At 72.5% G+C, this 17885-nt stretch carries 8 protein-coding genes; 3 read left to right on the forward strand and 5 right to left on the reverse strand.

From position 1 onward, the window contains the following. Nucleotides 1-9: 9 nt before the first annotated feature. Complete coding sequence (locus tag G401_RS58235) at nt 10-6237, reverse strand: putative adhesin (protein WP_051366085.1); 6228 nt, start codon at nt 6235-6237, stop codon at nt 10-12. Between the two features lie 229 nt (nt 6238-6466). Between G401_RS58235 and G401_RS43230 the strand changes: the two genes are divergently transcribed. After that, the gene (locus tag G401_RS43230; protein ID WP_051366086.1) at nt 6467-9421 is read left to right on the forward strand and encodes an AfsR/SARP family transcriptional regulator; all 2955 of its coding nucleotides are present in this window, start codon (nt 6467-6469) and stop codon (nt 9419-9421) included. Between the two features lie 105 nt (nt 9422-9526). On the opposite strand, the gene G401_RS0103685 is transcribed toward G401_RS43230, so the two are convergent. From G401_RS0103685 to G401_RS43235, 4 genes are all read right to left on the reverse strand, one after another. After that, entirely contained in the window at nt 9527-10027 is a 501-nt protein-coding gene (locus G401_RS0103685; RefSeq protein WP_027341440.1) for a hypothetical protein, read from the reverse strand. A 193-nt stretch (nt 10028-10220) separates the two neighbouring features. Then, nucleotides 10221-13685 (reverse strand): S8 family serine peptidase, encoded by a 3465-nt coding sequence (locus tag G401_RS0103690; protein WP_245601596.1) that lies wholly within the window; start codon nt 13683-13685, stop codon nt 10221-10223. A 44-nt stretch (nt 13686-13729) separates the two neighbouring features. Beyond that, nucleotides 13730-15034: a hypothetical protein gene (locus G401_RS0103695; RefSeq protein ID WP_157545279.1), complete on the reverse strand. Its 1305-nt coding sequence runs from the start codon at nt 15032-15034 to the stop codon at nt 13730-13732. After that, on the reverse strand, nt 15015-15575 hold the full coding sequence (locus tag G401_RS43235) for a SigE family RNA polymerase sigma factor (RefSeq protein ID WP_064741675.1): 561 nt from the start codon (nt 15573-15575) through the stop codon (nt 15015-15017). The genes G401_RS0103695 and G401_RS43235 overlap by 20 nt, the downstream gene beginning before the upstream one ends. 142 nt (nt 15576-15717) lie before the next feature. On the opposite strand from G401_RS43235, the gene G401_RS58485 reads away from it, so the two are divergent. Next, nucleotides 15718-17535, forward strand: a complete 1818-nt coding sequence (locus G401_RS58485) for a sigma-70 family RNA polymerase sigma factor (RefSeq protein ID WP_169734143.1) — start codon at nt 15718-15720, stop codon at nt 17533-17535. A gap of 124 nt (nt 17536-17659) precedes the next feature. Further along, nucleotides 17660-17863: a hypothetical protein gene (locus tag G401_RS0103710; protein WP_051366088.1), complete on the forward strand. Its 204-nt coding sequence runs from the start codon at nt 17660-17662 to the stop codon at nt 17861-17863. Nucleotides 17864-17885 lie beyond the last annotated feature (22 nt).

Genomic DNA, 17885 nt, shown 5'->3' on the forward strand with positions numbered 1-17885 from the left:
GGCGGGAGGTCAGTCCATGCCCAGGAAGCGCGAGTGGCCTTGGTTCCAGCCCGGCTTGACGCGCTGGACTGGAGCCGGTTCCGGGGCGGCCGCCGACGGCCGCGCCCAGGGGTCGTGGTCGGCCAGGAGGTCGGCGACGGTCAGCGGCTCGTTGCCGCGGCAGAACGCGAGGTGGATCGGGCCCATGTGCGGGCGCATGATCGAGGAGAGCGGGACGGCGCCCCGGTGGTCGCCCGTCTCGTCGATGACCCACGGGTTGCCCTCGAGCTCCAGCTTGTCGTGCGGGTGCACCCAGTAGTCCGGCATGGTCTGGCCCGGCTGGTACTGGTACTTCTCGAGGACCGGCGCCCGGCCGGCCTCGATGTCGTTGCCCAGGGACGCCGGCAGCATCTTGCCGTGCTCGACGTAGAAGGTCGGTATGGTCCCTTCGGGAGCCACGGTCTGCTTGCCGGTCGGCGAGCCGTGCCCGCTGATGACCGTCTGCCCGTCCGGCCGGCCCGGCTGTCCCGGGTTCGCCTCGCGCAGCGGGCCGTCGGGATTGGTCCGCCCGCCCGAGGCGTTGCGGTTCGCGGGTGACTTGGGCGTGACCGGACCGGACGGGTAGTCGCCCTGCTCGTAGCCGCTGACGATCTTGCCCGCCATGTACATCGTGCTGGCGACGACCCCGCTGCCGGCGAGGACCGCGGTCGCGGCGGCGGCTTCACCGGCGGCCGCCGCGAGACCCGCGGTGGCGGCCATGCCGGCGGTCGCGCCGAACATCGCCGCGCCACCGGCGGCGTTGCCGGCCGCCGCGACCATGGCCGGGATCGCGGCCGGCATGACCGCCGCGACGGCGACCACCGCCACCACGGCCACCACGACCGCCGTGACCTTGAGGATCTTGCCCCAGTTCCACTTGGTGCCCGCGGGATCCGACAGGGTGATCGGGTTGTTGTTGCTATAGGTGTACGCGTTGAGCTGCTGCGGGTCGCTCGTGTCGAGTTCCGGGTCGACCGAGATGAACCGGCCGGTGCCCGGGTCGTACTCGCGGGCGCCCAGATGCGTGAGACCGGTGTTGTCGTTGGTGCCGCCGACGAACCCCTTGTCCATCGTGGACGGCCAGCTGCCGCCGGTCTGGCGTACCAGGCCGAAGGGGGTCTCCCGCCGGGTCGCGACGGCCTGCGTGACGGCGTTGACCGCGATCGAGGCGGTGCCGTGCTGGTCACCGGACAGCCAGGTCAGGCCGGCCGACGAGCGTACGCCGATCTGCGTACCGGCGTGGTCGTAGTAGCGGGTGGCGGTGCGGTTCCCGCCGGCGAACCGCAGCTCCTGCCCGGGCAGGTACAGCGTCGTCCCCGCCGGATCGGTACGCACGAGCCGGCTTCCGTCGACGTCGTACAGGTAGCTCGTCGGGCCCGTGGGGTCGCTGACCTTCGCGAGATGCCCTTCGGCGTCCCACGTGAGGGTCTGCGAGCCCGCGCCGCCCGGCCGGGTGGTGGTGTTCCCGGCCGCGTCGTGGCCCCAGGCGGCGGTCGCCGTCCCGGCGCCGTCGGTGGTACGCGTCGCGTCGAGCCGGTGGCTCCCGGCGGCGACGCTGTAGGTCGTGGTCCGGTCCCCGGTCGCCGTCGCGTGCTCGACCAGCGTGGTCCGGTCGCCGGCCAGGTCGTAGCCGTAGGACTGCCAGTACTTGGCCGGGCCGCCGAGACCGTTCGCCGCCGGGGCGGCCGTGCAGTCGCCGGTCGACGGGGTCCACGCGTCCGTCAGCCGCCGCAGGTGGTCGCTGCGGAAGCACTGGGTGTCGGCGGCTGCGACGTCGGAGACGGCGGCGACCTTGACGACGTTGCCCGCGTCGTCGTAGCTGTAGCGGATGTCGGCCACGCCGGTCGGCGAGGTCTGCTTCGCCGTCGAGATCTGGGCGAGCCGCCGGGTGTCGGTCTCGTAGGTCCGGGTGACCGACACGACGTTGCCGTTGTTGTTGCGCAGCGTGTACGCGCCGAGTTCGCCGAACGACGTGTACGCCGTCTGCTTGACCAGGTCGGTCTCGGCCGCCACCCCGTATCCGGAGCGGACGGTCGTGGCCTGGCCGAGGGCGTCGTAGCCGTACGTCAGCGTCTCCTGCTTGAGGTCGCCGACCGCCGGCAGCCGCTCGGTCAGCGGCGAGCCGTCCTGCCCGTAGGTGTAGGAGTACGTGTAGGTGCCGTTCACCGTGCTGCCCGGAATCGTGTACCGGACGCTGGTCGGCTGGTAGTCCGCGGTGAACCCGAGCGTCTCGGTCACGTACGCGTCGGTGCCGTCGTACCGGGTCGACGACGTCACCTTGCCCAGGGCCACCGAGTCGTAGGTCCACCGGGCGCGTACCGGTCCGGTGGCCGAGCCGTCCCGGACGGTGGTCCGCCGGCCGAGCTGGTCGTAGGTGTACGCCAGGGTCACGTCGCGCGCGTCGGTGGACGTGACCTGCTGGCCGAACGCGTCGAAGGTGGACCGGCTGCGGCCCTTGTCCGGGTCGTCGACGGCCACGACGTCGTTGTGCAGGTCGTAGGTGTAGTCCCAGTGGTTCCCGGCCGGATCGGTCAGCCGGGTCAGCTTGTCCTTGCTGTTGTACGCGTACGTGGTCAGGTCGTAGCCGGCCCGGTCGGTCGAGCCCGCGGCCGTGCCCGGGTGGTACTGGCGCAGCTCCACCGTCCGGCCGTGCACGTCCATCACCTTCGAGGTGACGGTGTCCCCGGCCGGCGGTGTGGAGTCGATCCGGTCACCGCCGTACGCGGTCGTGGTCCGCCACCGCTCCGCCCCGCCGGGGCTGCCGCCCGGCGGCACGTTGACCTTGCGGATCGAGGTGATGATCCGGGCCGCCCCGTCGTACACGGACTCGCCCGCGACCGGGATGACGTCGGTCGACCGGATCAGGTCCGGGCCCGGCGGTTGCGTGGACAGGTACGGCTCGGTCACCCGGGTGGGCCGGCCGGCGGCGTCGTACCAGCTGTCGGTGAGTACCGCGTTCGGTCCCCCGGCGGCGTCGGCGGTCTGCGTCTGGCGTACGCGCAGCAGGCCGTCGTAGATCGACCGCGACACCACGTAACCGCCGGCCGCGTTCAGCCGGCTCGTCGTGAGGACCGTCGGCGCGTTGCCGCGTACCAGGTAGGCGTAGGTCATGTTCGGGGTCTGCGAGGCCGAGCGGTCCCGGCCGGGCAGCCATGCCGCGGTGGTGCGGCCGAGGCCGTCGTATGTCCACTCGGTCGTGCGCTGGTTCTCGTCGGTCCGCGTCAGCGTGCTCCCCCACGCCGGTTGCAGGGTCGCCCTGGTCGTCCAGCCGAGCGGCAGGGTCGTGCCGACCGCCGTCACCGGGCCGCCCGCCGCCGGGGTGTAGCTGGTGGTCGTCACGTTGCCGCGCACGTCGGTGCTGCTGACCACCCGGCCGTACGCGTCCGCGGTCTGGCGCGCGGTCAGGTAGTCCGGGTGCCCGGCGTTGTAGCCCTTCAGCGTCTCGGTCGTCGTGACGTCGCCCTTGACCGGCGCGGCCCCGTAGACCTGCCCGTCGTAGGACACCCGGTCGTCGGAGATCACGTCGGCGTCGGTCAGCCCGCCCGCGTCGGCCGCCGCGCAGGTCACCGCGAACGTCCGCGTACGCGCGGCCGTCGCGACGATCCACGCGGACAGGTTGCGGGTGTAGTCGGTCAGCGAGCACTTCTCGTCGCCGGTGACCGCGTCGTCGCCGTGGTCCTCGACCCGCACCGGCGCGCCGAACCCGTCGAACCCGGTGGTCTGGCTGGTGGTCCGGTCACCGCGCCCGCCGTCCAGCGCGGTACGCGTGTAGGTCGCCGCGACCCCGACGTGTCGCGAAGAGACGGTGCTGCCCGCGATCGTCCGGGTGGCCGTCGCGTCGGACTGCCAGGGGCTGTAGGACTCCCCCGACACCTCGGCCCCGCCGGGACCGTCGAACGTCACCTTCTCCCGGATCATCCCCGCGTACGCGTCCTCGTCGGTCACCGCCGCGGCGGCTCCGGCCGCGGGCAGCTGACCGCCCATGCCGCGGAAGTAGCGGTTCTCCGCCGACGTCTGCGCGCCCGGGTCGCCGACCGTCACGCGTACGGTCGCGTAGCCGCGCCAGTCCGACCAGGTCCGGTCGTCCGGGGTGATCAGCCCGTCGTCGTCGGTGTAGTGCCACGCCGGATCGCCGACGTAGTCGTAAGCGGTGACCTTGCGCGGCGAACCGCCGCCGGTCAGGTCCGATTCGGTGATCGTCGTCGCCACGTACTTGTGGAAGAAGTCCAGGATCGGGCTCGTCTTGCCGTCCGGCGTCCACTTCACCGGATAGCAGCGCAGGTGGTTGGCGGCCAGGTTGTTCGGGTCCGGCATGCGGCTGCCGACCACGCAGTCGCGGTCGGAGTAGGTCACCTCGATCCGGCCGCCGTATTCGGAGTCGATGTCCTTGATGCGCCACCAGTTCATCGCCGCGTAGCCGTCGGTGGTCGTGTCGACGCGGTTGTTGAGCTGCGTACCGGTGAGGACGACGTCCGGCATCGGGGTGGTGACGCCGCCGCCGAGGCCGACGTGGGAGATCCGGTCGAGCCACAAGCCCGCGCGGGTGCCGTCGCCGGGATTCGGGAACGACTGGGTCAGCGTCCACGCCTCGACGTCGGCGCCGCCGGTCCGCGTGGTGACCTTCGTCAGCCGCCGCGTCGTCCAGAACGTGGGCGCGCCGTTGCGGCACGGGCTCGCGGTGCACTCCTGGTCCCACGGGACGTCCGGCCAGTGCGTACCGTCGTGGGTGGCGCAGTCGGCCAGGCACCGGTCCGACGTGTCGAACAGCACCTGCATCGGCGCGGTCTCGGTCCGGTCGGTACGCGTCCCGTAGTCGATCCGGTTCAGGTACGCCGCCCGGTCGTACCCGGCGAGGTCGGTCTCCTTCAGGTTCCGCGCGTACTTGTTGGTCTCCTTGGTGTACGCGTACCGCATCGTGTTGCCGTGGGTGTCCACGACGTGGTCGAGGTTCCAGCGCCACGCCTGGGCGCAGAACGAGTCGGCGAACGCGGTCGCGTGGCACGGCTCGCCGGCCTGGTTGCCCGCGACCGGCACAGCCAGCGCCGACTGGGTCTGGTCGCCGAACCAGTACTGCGTCCCGTCCGGAGTGGTGGCCACCCAGTACTCGCCGTTGCGGGCGCCGTTGGCCGCGCCGGTCCGGCGCTCGACCCGGGTGCCGTCGTCGGAGCGCAGGTGCCAGACCCCCGAGCCGTCGACGAGGAGCTCGCCGGCGTGCCCGGACAGCGACAGGGTCGCGTTGTCGGTCGCCCAGCACAGGTCGCCGGTCTTGGTGGAGTTGTTGCCGCCGGTCATGTCCTCGGCGCAGCCGCGGTACTTGCGCTCGATGTACCCGGCGTCCAGGTCGAAGCCCTCGCCGACCCAGCCGGGCTGGTTGTTGCCGGCCGCCATCCGGCCGTCCACACTGGACGAGGAGTAGCTCAGCGCCAGTGCCGGCGACGGGCCGCCCAGTCCGGGCGGCGTACGCATCGGGTAGGACCACGTGAACGCGCCGGAGTTGTCGCCCGCGCCCCAGGTCGCCGAGGCCGACAGCGGCGTGGCGGCGTAGCTGCCCGCGTTGCCCGACGCGCCGGCCGACAGACCCAGCAGCGTACCCGTCGCGGGGTTCGCGGCGACCAGGGTGGCGACCGTCCGCGCGGCGGGGTCGGCCTGGGTCGGGACCGGCCGGCCCGCGCACTGCGGCAGGTCCGGCGTGCTCAGCGCGCAGTCCGGCAGCACCGTGAACCGCAGGCGCTGCGCCCAGTCGGCGCCGAACGCGCCGGCGAACGACGAGTAGTCCACGGCCACCGTGGCGGCGGCCGTCACCCCCGACACCTTCAGCAGCACCGCGTCGGCTCCGGCCCTGCGGGCGGTGGCGTGGTCGTACACCTGCACCCGCAGCTTCCCGGCCTGGCCCCGGCCGCCGGTACGCACCCACACCGGCGACGTCCCGGCGCGGACGGGCTGCGTCTCGACGCCGTCGACCGGGCGGGCGCCCAGCCGGTGGTCCTCGGCGGACAGCCGGGCCGGGGCGGGGGCGACCTCGGCGGTGGTCGCCGCGGGCCACACCGGCGGGCGCGCCACCGCGTCGCGGACCAGCGTCTTGCGGGCCGCGGTCACCCGGGCCGCCGGCGCCGGTACGCGTACGCCGCGCACCGGATGCTCCTGCTGGGCCTGGGCGCGCAACGGTGCCGCGGTGGCCGGCGGGGCGACCAGCAGGCCCGCGACCACGGCGGCGCACACCGCCCCGACCAGCGAACGGGAGCGCGGACGGCGCCCGGGTCGGCGTCGGGATAGGACGGCAGCCATGACGGACGGGACCTCCGGGACGTGAGGGGACGGTGCGGGCCGGACGCTACGAACACCCGCTGGACGCCCACTGGAATCCCGCTGTACGCAAGAGCGGCGTGAGCCAGGCAACAGATCCGCCGCCGTCGAACACGCGTCCCAACCGGATCGGTCACCATGTGTCATGCGCGTGCGTCTGCTGGGACCGGTCACCGTCGACGACGCGGGCACCGCACTGCCGCTCGGATCGAGCATGCAGCGCACGGTGCTGGCACTGCTGGCCCTGGAGACCGGGCGGGTCGTTCCGGTCGACCGGCTGATCACCGTCCTCTGGGGTGAGACGCCGCCCAAGGACCCGCACGGGCTGGTACAGACCTACATCTCCCGGCTGCGCGGCGTGCTCAAGCCCATCGGGGCGGGCATCGAACGGCGCGCCCACGGCTACCTGCTCGACCTTCCCGCTCAGGACGTGGACCTGCACGTGTTCCGCGGGGTCCTCGCCGACGCCGCCACGACCTCCGACGCCGGGCCGCTGCGCGAGGCGCTGGCCCTCTGGCACGGCGAACCGCTCGCCGACCTGCCCGCGAGCGAGCAGCTCGACCGGCTGCGCGCCGGCCTGCGCGAGGAGCGGCTCACGGCCTGGGAGGAGTGCCTGGACCGGGAGCTGCGCGGCGGGCGGCACAAGGAGATCGCCGCGGACCTGCTGCGCCTGCACGAGGAGCAGCCGCTACGGGAACGCGTCCTGTCGCTGCTGCTGGTCGCGCTCTACCGCGACGGCCGCCGAGCCGAAGCCCTGCAACGCTACGCCGCCGCCCGCGAGCGGCTGGCCGACGACCTCGGCATCGACCCGACCCCCGAGCTGGTGGAACTGCACGCCCGGATCCTGCGCGACGAGCTGGATCCGCCCGCGCCGGCGACGCCCGTGATCACGTCCGTGCCCCGGTCGCTGCCTTACGACGTGCGCGACTTCACCGGCCGCGAAGCCGACCTCGACCGCCTCCGCGCGGCCGCCGACGCCACCGGCAGCGTCGCGATCTGCACGGTCGACGGCATGGGCGGCATCGGCAAGACCACGCTCGCCGTCCACCTCGCCCACCAGCTCGCCGACCGCTACCCCGACGGCCAGCTCTTCGTCGACCTGCGCGGCTTCACCCCCGGCTGCGGGCCCGCCGAACCCGCCGAAGCGCTGTCGATCCTGCTGCGCGCGATGGGCGTCGTCGACGGCCGCATCCCCGCGGGCCTCACCGAGCGGGCCGCCCTGTGGCGCCACACCGTCGCCGGCAAGCGCATCCTGCTCCTCCTCGACAACGTCGCCCGCGCCGACCAGGCCCGCCCGCTCATCCCCGGCACGCCCGGCTCGCTCGTCCTGGTCACCTCCCGGCGCCGGCTCACCCTCGACGGCGCCGCCGGCGTCTCCCTGGGCAGCCTCGACCACGCCGGCGCCCGCGCCCTGTTCACCGGGATCGCCGGCGGCCGGGTCACCGCCGAACCCGACGCCCTCGACGAGGTCCTCGTCCTGTGCGACTACCTCCCGCTGGCGATCCGCATCGCCGCCGCGCGCCTGGCCCACCGCACCCAATGGTCGGTCGCCCACCTCGCCGCCCGCCTGCGTACCGAACGCGGCCGCCTCGCCGAGCTGCGTACCGCCGACCACGACGTCCGCGCCACCCTCCAACTGTCCTATCTGGACCTCACCGCCGACCAGCAGCGCCTCCTGCGGCTCCTCGGCGCCCATGAAGGGCAGGACTTCACCGCGTACGCCGTGGCGGCCATGACGGGCACCGATCCGCTGGACGCCGAGCGGCTGCTCGACGAGCTCTTCGACGCCCACCTGCTCATCCAGCACGCCGCCGGCCGCTACCGCTTCCACGACCTGATGCAGGCCTTCGCCCGGGAACTCGCCCCGGAGACCGAGCGCCGCGCGGCCCGGCGGGAACTGGCCGGCTACTACCGGCAGGCGGCGTCGGCGGCGATGAACCTGTACGCGCCCGCCGAACGTCCCTTCCGCCCCGACTTCACGGCCGGTCCGCACCACGTGCCGCCGATGGCCGACGCCACCGAGGCCCTGCACTGGCTGGACGCCGAGCGGGCCAACCTCGTCGCCGTCGCCCACGACGCCCCCGGCGACTTCTCCCGGCTGCTGTTCCGCTACATCGACGCCCGCTCGCTGCACGACGCCGGGCACACCGTCCACAGCCTCGCGCTGACCGACCCGGACCCGACGGTCCAGGCGCACGCGCACAACGGCCTCGGCAACCTCTGCCTGCGCCGGGGCGACTACGCGGGCGCGCAGGATCACCTCACCCGCTGCATCGACCTGCTCCGCACCACCGGCGACCGGCACAATGAGTCGCGCGTGCTGCTCAATCTCGGCATCGTCGTCGCCCGCCTCGGCCACCGCGAACTCGCGATCGAGTACTACCGGCAGAGCCACCGCATCGCCGTCGAATTCGGCGACGTGCTCAGCGAAGCCCGGTCCCTCATCAACATCGGCAACGCGTACCGCCAGCTCGGCCGCTACGACGAGGCGGCCGCCGCCCAGCTGCAGGCGTTGAGGAAGGCCCGCCAGGCCGGCGCGTACGCCAACGTCGGCTTCTCGCTGTTCAACCTCGGCCTGATCAGCCTCGACCAGGAACGCCCCGACTCCGCGATCACCTACCTCGACGAGGCGCTGACGGTGCTCCGGGAGGTCGGCGACCGTTCCGGCGAGGCCGGCGTCATCGACAGCATCGGCAGGGCGCTCAGCCTCCAGGGCCGCCACGACGAAGCCCTCGCCCATCACCGGCGCGCCCTCGACCTCGCCCGCGAGACCGGCAACCGGCACGACCAGCAGCACATCCTCAACTCGCTCGGCGAGACCTCGACCGTTCACGGGCATTTCGCCACGGCCCTCGACCACCACGCCGAAGCGCTCGACCTCGCCACCACGATCAACGCTCCGGACGGGCAGGCACGCGCGTACGAAGGGCAGGGCCGGGCGCTGCTCGCGCTGGGCTGCCGGGAGGAGGCCCGCCAGCGGCTCGAACAGGCGCTCACGCTCTACAAGAGCCTCGGCTTCGGCCGGCGGGAGCAGGTGGAGCAGCTCATCAAATCCGCGTCAGACGACCTCAGCCCACCTGAACCAGCTCAACGGCCTTGATCATGTAATGCGTATCTGTCGAAATCCGGCCGTCGCCAACATATATGCGCAACTTGATCAAAGCCCGGCGATCAACTTCGACATATACGCGCGACACGATCATGGTCAGCGAGGCGGTCGCCGGATCTCCGCCACGCCCTGCGCTCCGGCGTACTCGCGCATTTCGCGCAGGAAGGTAACGGTGGCGTCGAATTCCACCTGCCCGAGCACAGGCCCGATGTTCTTGCGTACGCCGCGGATGAACCTCGCCGTCCCGCGCTGCACCGGTGTCTCGACCCGGTCGCCGTTGGCGAGGTCGAGGTAGATCGCGTTGCGGGCCGTCGCCCATGTGCCCAGCATCGCCGGCCGGCTGGCGATGTTCACGACGTCACTCCACGGGATCACTCGATTCCGCCAGGGGTAGATGAGGCGCACGGCGGTGTCGGAGACGTAGATGCCGGTCCGGTGCATACGCCAGGCGAATCCCGTCCAGAGGGTCAGGAAGCCGTAGATACTCAAGGACCCGACGACGGGGTTGACCTCCCATTCGCCGGCACCCGCGAGGAGTCCGAGTGTGACCAGCGCGGCGAACCCGAGGCCGATGATGGCGAAAACGAGGGGCAGCACCGCGGATATCCCCACGGGTTCCGCTCGACGCCAGGTCGCCATGACGCACAGTGTGCCGCAGGACGCGGTTCCCGCCGTGGTCGATATCCGCAATTGAGTCCGTGACCACAGCCTCCACCGTCCTCGGCGATCGGCCAAGCAGGCCGTGTGAGGGCGGGCGCCGGATGATCCGGCGCCCGCCGATTCATACCGCTCAGCGCACCGTGTACGCCCGGATGATGGTCTGGTCGACCCCGCTTCCCGCGCTGCCGGTCACGCAGACGCGCAGGGACACCGCCGTCCCCGAGGCCGCCGTCGGCAGCGTCGCGGCGAACGTGCCACTGACCGCTCCCGGCAGGACGGTGGCCGGTTGCCAGGTCGCCCCGTCGTCCGTCGACGTCCACACGCGAGTGCCGGTGATGCTCTGCGCCGGTACGCCGGCAGCCTGCGCGACGGTGAACGTCGCCCGGTTGCCGACCGGGTGGTCGTCCGCGTCCATCGGCAGCCCGTAGTCCACCGACAGCAGCGGCAGCACCGCCGTGCCCTCGCCGGCCGGGCCGGTGGAGCGGAACGTCCACGTGGTACTGGACCGGATCGACACGGGCGCGACCTCGGTGGCGTCCTCCGCCAGCGTCAGAGCGTAGCTGCCGGCCGTGGCGGGCACCGTGAAGTCGGCGGCGAGGCTGTTCACCGAACCGATCGTCTGCCCGTTGCGGGCGAGGCTCAACGTCGCGGCATCGGGCGGCCACCAGCGGGACGCGCAGTTGTACCTGGCGTGCGAGTCCGTCAGCGGCTGCAGCTCGATATGCAGGTTGCCCCGCGTACGCTTCGGCGTCGCCGACACGCAGCCGATCGCTGCCGGATCGGTGTTGTCGTTCCAGTCCGGATGCAGTGGCTGGCCCAGCAGGTCGAAGGATGTGTGGCTACCTGGCTGGTAGGTGGTCCGCTTCGCGTCCGTCAGCAGACCGGCCACCGGCGAGTCGCCGCCCAGGAACTCCTCGTCGAGTGTCGGCCAGCCGGGCGACACATAGTCCGTACGCGTCGCGCCCACCTGTTCGGAGTACTCGTCCCCGATCAGGATTCCCTCCGGGGACTGGAGGAATCGCTGGTGCCCGACCGTGACGCCGGCGTAGTCCAGCCGGTGGAACGTCAGGTCGATCCGCGCCAGCCGGGCCTGCTCCGCCGCTCCGATCACATAGGACGGATCGGCGGGGACGCCGCCGTGCAGATCCTCGGCCACCTGGTAGACGAACGGGCTCGGCCCGGTGCCGGGGGCGCGCAACGAGAACACCTCGTACGCGTTCAGCGTACCGATGTCGACGGGCGACAACGGGGTGCTGAACACGGCCGGGGCGGACCCGCCGGTCCAGGGCTCGATCCAGAAGATGTTGCCGTGCCGGGTCGTCTGTACGACGGCGAGGCCCGCTTCCAGCTGCTGGGTCGCGACGCCGGCGACGGTGGCCGTGACCGGCCGGGCGTTCGCGCCGTCGAGAACGACCGTGGCCGGACCGGTGACGTGCACCTCGCTCGCGCCGGTCAGCGCGTCCCGCGTCTGCGTCCGCGTGTTGTCCCAGACCTCGCCGAGGACGCTGTACGTGCCGGCCGGCACTGCGACGGTCATCGATGCTCCGTCGGAGTTGTAGACGCCTTCGGCGAACAGGGCCGGCTCGTCCAGGTTCACGATGACCGCGTCGCTGGACAGCGCGCCGGCCGGCGTACCCGGAATGGCGGTCGTCAGAATGGTGAGCGTGTAGGTCGGAGGCTGGACGTTGAAGGCCAGCGGGATCTGGATGGCGGTGGTGCTGTTCCGGGCGGTCAGGATGCCCTCGTACAGCCCTGGCCGGCCGGCGAGCTTGGTCTCGTCGATGCTCACCAGCGTGGAAGCGTGCCCGCCGGCCGGAACGGCGGCCGAGGTGCTCGACAGCGTCACGGCGCCGGCCGGTGCGGCATGGCCGGTCCGGTCGGTCACGGTCAGGCTGAGCCCAAGCGTGCTCGGGGTGGACCCGGTGTTGGTCCAGGTGATCCGCGAACCGGTGCTGCCGGTCTGGGGGTAGGCCAGGGTGCCCAGGTCCAGAATGGACGATCCGAGGACCGGCGCGGTCACCGCGGCTCCGGCGTCCAGCCGGCCGGCGCCGTGGTCGTAGAGGTCGCCGCCGTGCACCGGCGCGGCGGTGTCCACCAGCGCCGCCTTCAGCTGGTCGGCCGACCAGTCCGGATGTTCCTGCCGCAGCAGCGCGGCGGCCCCGGCGACATGCGGTGTGGCCATCGAGGTACCCGACAGCGTCGTGTACGCCGCGTCGAGGACGGTCCCCAGCGCGGTGCCCGCGGCCCGAGCCGAGACGACGTTCACGCCCGGCGCGGTGATGTCCGGCTTCGGTGCCGCGTTGCCGGTCTCCGGGCCACGGCCCGAGAAGCCGCTCAGGGTGTCGTTGCCGTCCACCGCGCCGACGGTCAGCGCGGAGCGCGCGGCGCCGGGCGAGGCGATGGTGGCCTCACCGGACCCGCCGTCGTTGCCCGCGGCGATCACGAACAGGGTGCCGTACTGTGCGCTCAGCGCGTCCACCGCCTGCGACATCGGATCGCTGCCGTCGCTGGGGAGCTGGCTGCCGAGGCTCATGCTCACCACCCCCGCGAGCGGCGCCGCCCACTGCATGCCCGCGATGACCGTGGAGTCGTCTCCCTCACCGTTGTCGTCCAGGACCTTGCCGATGAGCAGAGAAGCATCAGGAGCCACACCCCGGTGTACGCCACCGGACGCGGCTCCAGTGCCCGCGATGGTGGCCGCCACGTGCGTACCGTGGCCGAACCTGTCCACGGTGTCGGCGGAGTAGCTGAAGTTCTCGCTGGCGACCACCTTCCCGACCAGGTCCGGATGGGTGGCGTCGATGCCCGAGTCGAGCACCGCCACGGTCTGCCCGCGTCCGGTGTAGCCGGCCTGCCAGGCCTGTGGCGCACCGATCTGCGTCAGGTTCGCCGCCACCGGCTGGGCCGGGGCGGCTGCGCGTACCGTCGAAGTGGCGGTCGTGCCGGTGGCCCGCACGCGCTCGTTGAGCCACACGTAGCTCGCGCCGGTCAGCGCGGCCGACAGCGACCCTGCGCCCGTGCCGCGCGAACCTTGCGCGGCGAAGCGGCCGGCCAGCGACTTCTTGGGCATGACACCGGCGACCGCGTGGATGCTCGGCAGCGTACGGCGGCCGGTGAGCGCCGTCGCGAGCGGCGCGACGGCCCCGGCCGCCTGCCGCACGATGACGGGCAGGTTCGTGGTGTTCGCGTCGTCGTACTTCTGCTGGATCAGCGTGGTGACGTCGAACAGCCGGGGGTCGAGGGTCTTGCCGATCAGGCCGGCGGCCTCGGCGGGCACGACCCGGACATGCCCGTTCGGCAGGCAGGTGCGGCTCACGACCCGGCCGGGCGCGGCGGGAGCCACGGTCACCTGGGGGCAGCCGCCGCTGGTGGTGTGCACGGTGACCACGTCGCCGGTCAGCAGGGTGACCGTGTAGGTGCGGCCGGTCGCAAGCACGTCGGCGGCCTTGTCCGGTACGACCTCGGCACCACCCGAGAGGGGCACGGGCCGCGCGGACGCTGGTGTCGCCGCGACGAGCACCGCCAGGGCCAGCGCCCCGGCCACCACGATCCGCCGTCGCCTCCGCGGCCTTCCGATCGCGTGGTGGGCCCTCACCGCTTCATACCATCGCTTCATCTTGTGGTACCTCATCTCGGAATTCAGCAGTGCCAGAGGGCGGGTCGGGTGTGGCCGGCGGACTCGTTGTCGCCGACGGGACCGACCGCGCCGGCGATCGACGACGCGTCGCGGCTGATGGCCACGGGCCTGGGGGCGTCGTCCCCGGCGGGCAGCGCGAACACCCGGCCGGCGAAGTCGCCGTCGAGCGCGACGTAGCCGAGCGCCGCGCGGCCGGCGATGCGGGTGGTGACGAAGGTCGGCGGTAGCGCGTCGAGCGATTCCATGGCCGTGCCGTCGACGACGACGGCGGGGCCGCCGTCCAGCTTCCAGCGCACCGTCGCAGTCACCGGCGCAGGGGTCGTCACGGCGCGCTTCGCAGTCCGGGCGGGGGATGGCAGCTCGCTCGACACGGAGCCGAACACCCACGAACCGTGTACGCCGGTGACGCCGCCGACGGCGAACCCGTCCGGTAGCGGCAGAGCATGCTTGCGGCCGTCGCCGGTCATGACCGCGGGCGTGGTGTCGGCCGCCGACCAGCCGTAGATCCGGCCGTCGTCGCCGAAGGCCGCGCCGATCAGGGTGCCGAGCTGGTCCGTCAGCCCCGCCTGGATCCGGGGCTCGCCCGGTGCGGCCGCCGGCCAGACCACCACGACGGAGTGCTCGCCCGAGGTGGACAGCGCCGAGCCGAGCACGTCGCCGGCCTCGTCGACCGCGTACACCTGGACCAGCCGGGTGTATCCCGGCACGTTGGCCAGCCTGGTCGTCACGCCGTTGCGGTAGACCCACGCGAACCCGATCGCACCTGGACGCTCGCCGGTGCCTGCGACGACACCGTGGGAGTTCACCGCCGCCGCCCCCGCGATCGTGCCCGGCCCGTTCTCGGGCAGGACGGTCGCGACCCCGTTGTGCCACAGGATCACCGCGCCCGCGTTGTTGTCGGCGGCGAACGCGCTCCCGACCACGTACGCGCCGCTGGGATCCATGGCGGTGACGTAGACCCGCGGCGGCTGGGTGACGCCTCGTGCCGCCAGTCCGCCCGGGACGGGCAGTTCGGTCATCGCGCAGTCGACGACCCGCGTCGCCGGCGCGCTGGCCGAGCCCTCCACGCCCGGCACCGGGTGCGATGGGCCCGTCGGGTGGCCGAGCAGTACCGGTACGCCCAGCACGGCAGCGGCCGCGACGGCAGCCGTGCCGGCCATGGCGAAACGGGTACGCCGTCGTCGCCCCAGCGCCCGCCGGATCGTGCCGCCCGCGTCGAATGAGGACAGTGCGGCGTCCGCGCCCCGGCCGGCGCTGTGCAGCCAGTCCCGCACATCCTGGCCGGAATCATGCATGCTGTCGGACATGGGTGAACTCCCCTTTCTTGACGACTGACTGAGCGGAAGCGCCGCCCGGCGGGATCGACGGTTCGGCCAGCAGCCCGCGCAACGTGGCCAGCGCCCGAGCGGTCTGGCTCTTGACGGTGCCCTCGGAACAGTTCAGGACGACCGCCGCCTCGCTCACCGACAGATCGCAGAAGTACCGCAGCACGACCGCCATCCGCTGCCGGCGACCGAGAGCGGCCAAGGCCCTCGTCACCCGGTCCCGTTCCTCGACGCTGTCCGCCGACGGCGCCTCGCGTTCGGGCGTCCGGTGGGTGACCAGCACCCGGGACCAGGCGAGGCGGTACTGGCGTACGCACATGTTCACCAGGACCCTGTGCACGTACGCGTTCATGTTGTCGGCCGCGCGTACCTGGTCCCATTTCAGGTAGAGCCGGATGGCGGTGTCCTGGAGGACGTCCTCCGCCCGATGCACGTCGCCGCATAACAGGAATGCGGTCCTGCGCAGGTAGGGCCATCGTGTGCTGAGGTATTCGACGTAGTCCTGCTGCGGATCGGTACTCATAGGCATCTCCCTTCAGCGCCTCACCCCCTAGAGACCGGCGGCCGCGGAAGGGGTTGCATCGCGACACCGATCGCCTCGGCGGTCGCGAGTGAAGTAGTCGGCCGCCACCGCAACCCGGCGTCGTGCGCCGACCGTGTCCTCTGTGAAGGATGTCCAGCAGCACTCGACCGAAGCGGGGACGGCAGCCATGGAATTCGCCGAGTTCTACCAGGCCACCTCACCTCGTACGCTGCGGTACGCGTACGGGCTGACCGGCGATCTGGCGCAGGCCCAGGACGTCGTGCAGGAGGCGTACGTGCGGGCCTGGCAGCGGTGGCGGCGCGTGGGCGGCTACGACGACACCGAGGCGTGGCTGCGCCTGGTGGTCTCGCGGCTCGTCTTCGACTGGTGGCGCCACCTGCGGGTACGCCGAGCGACACCGCTGCCGCCGCCGGGAGTCGTCGACGGGCCCACCGAGGAGTCGGTCCTGATCGCCGCGGCCCTGCGGAAACTGCCGGACGGGCAGCGGCAGGCCCTCGCGCTGCACTACCTGCTCGACATGCCGGTCGCCCGGATCGCCGTCGAACTCGACGTCAGCGAGGGAACCGTCAAGTCGTGGCTGTCGCGGGGCCGCGATCGGCTGGCCGTGCTGCTGCAGGATCAGCCGGCCGCCGACCTGCCGACCGCCGAAAGCGTGGCCGCAGCCGGCCGGCGCCGACGGCGTACCCGGGTGGGGGTCGTGACGGCGGCAGGCGTCGCGGTGCTCGTCGCGATCTGGCTCGCGACCGCCGTGCTGGGCCGGCACCAGTCGATGCCGCCGACCCCGGCGGTGCGGCCGACCGCCAGCCCGCTGGCCTTCGCGCCGCTGCGCCGCACGGGCGCGGTCACCCTGCCGCCCGCCGCCGACCGGACGGTGGCCATCCAGGACGGACGGGCCGTCGTCGCATCGTCCGGCCCCGCCGGAGTCCAGCTCGCGGCGGTGGATCTCGCCACCGCCCGCGCGGCGTGGCCGCCGGTCACCGTCGCGGCAGGCGCCGCCGGATGGCGTCTGGTCACCCGCCCCGACGCGCTGGCCGTCGTCGGCCAGAACACGACGTTCGTCCTCGATCCCGCCACAGGGCACGTCCGGTGGCAGCGCGCCGTCGTGACCACACCCGACGACGTGCTGTTCTTCCCCGGAGTCGTGATCTTCACCGCGGCCGACCGCCTCCTCGGAGTCGACGTCACCACCGGCCGGCAACTGTGGACGCTCCCCCGACCGACGTGGCGCGCGTTCGGCGCGATCCTTCCCGGCGACCTCGCCCTGCCGGACACCGGCGCCACCACCACCGACACCCGCTACAACGGCGACCTGCTCTACGCCTTCGACAGCACGACCCTCACCGAGTACGCGGTCACGAGCGGCACCTCGACCGGACGGCACTGGACCAACCTGCAACCGGCGGTGGGGCTACAGGTCTACGAGGGAACTCTCTACGTCCTCGGCCCGCACGGCGTGACCCTCGTCGACCTGGCCGACGATCACCGCAGCGCCGTCCCCCTCGGCGGACCCGTCCGATGGCTCGCACCATGCGGCCCCCAGGACATCTGCGCGCTGGCGACCGCCCCGGAAGGCGGAGCGGCCGACGTCGTCGCCCTGGACGGCAACCGGGTCGACTGGCGCTCGCGTACCGTCTCCGAGGCCGAGACCATCGCCCCGTACGGCCGGGGACTGCGGGTCTTCTGCTACGCCGGACCGGGCACCGTGCTGGTCGACGAACACGGCCGGCAGACCTCCCACTGGCCGGTCGGCGACGTCGTCGAGCGCCTCGACGCGACGAACCTGCTGGTGGTGGCGAAGTCGGGGGAACTCACGGGCATCACCGAGGACGGGCGTCAGACGCCGCTGGGCACGGTGGGTCCGGGAGCGTCGGTCGCCGGGGCGGGGCCGTTCGTCGCCGCAGCGACGGGAAGCGAATTGGTGATCTACCGGATCGCCTGAACACTTCGGCGAAGCCAGGCACACGCGGCGCAGGATCCATATTCGACCCGCAGATTGTCCGCTCGCCACTCGACGACAACGCGACGGAGTCGGACCGACGGCCCCTACGATCGAACGTGGGGTCGTGCAGTCCTGGAACACGAACGAAGGCTGGGGCGTCATCGTCCTCGACGCCGGACAGGTCGCATCGTGGACGCACTTCAGCGTCGTAGTTGCCGAGCCGGGCGCCTTCCGGGAACTCACGGCCGGGCAACGCGTCGAGTGTGAGTACGAGGTTCCCGGCCAGGACGGATACCCCGCCCGCACCCTGAGTGCCCGACCGGCATAGGCACCGCCGCTGGCCGACAACG

It is taken from the genome of Hamadaea tsunoensis DSM 44101 (genome assembly GCF_000428945.1).
GTDB lineage: Bacteria > Actinomycetota > Actinomycetes > Mycobacteriales > Micromonosporaceae > Hamadaea > Hamadaea tsunoensis.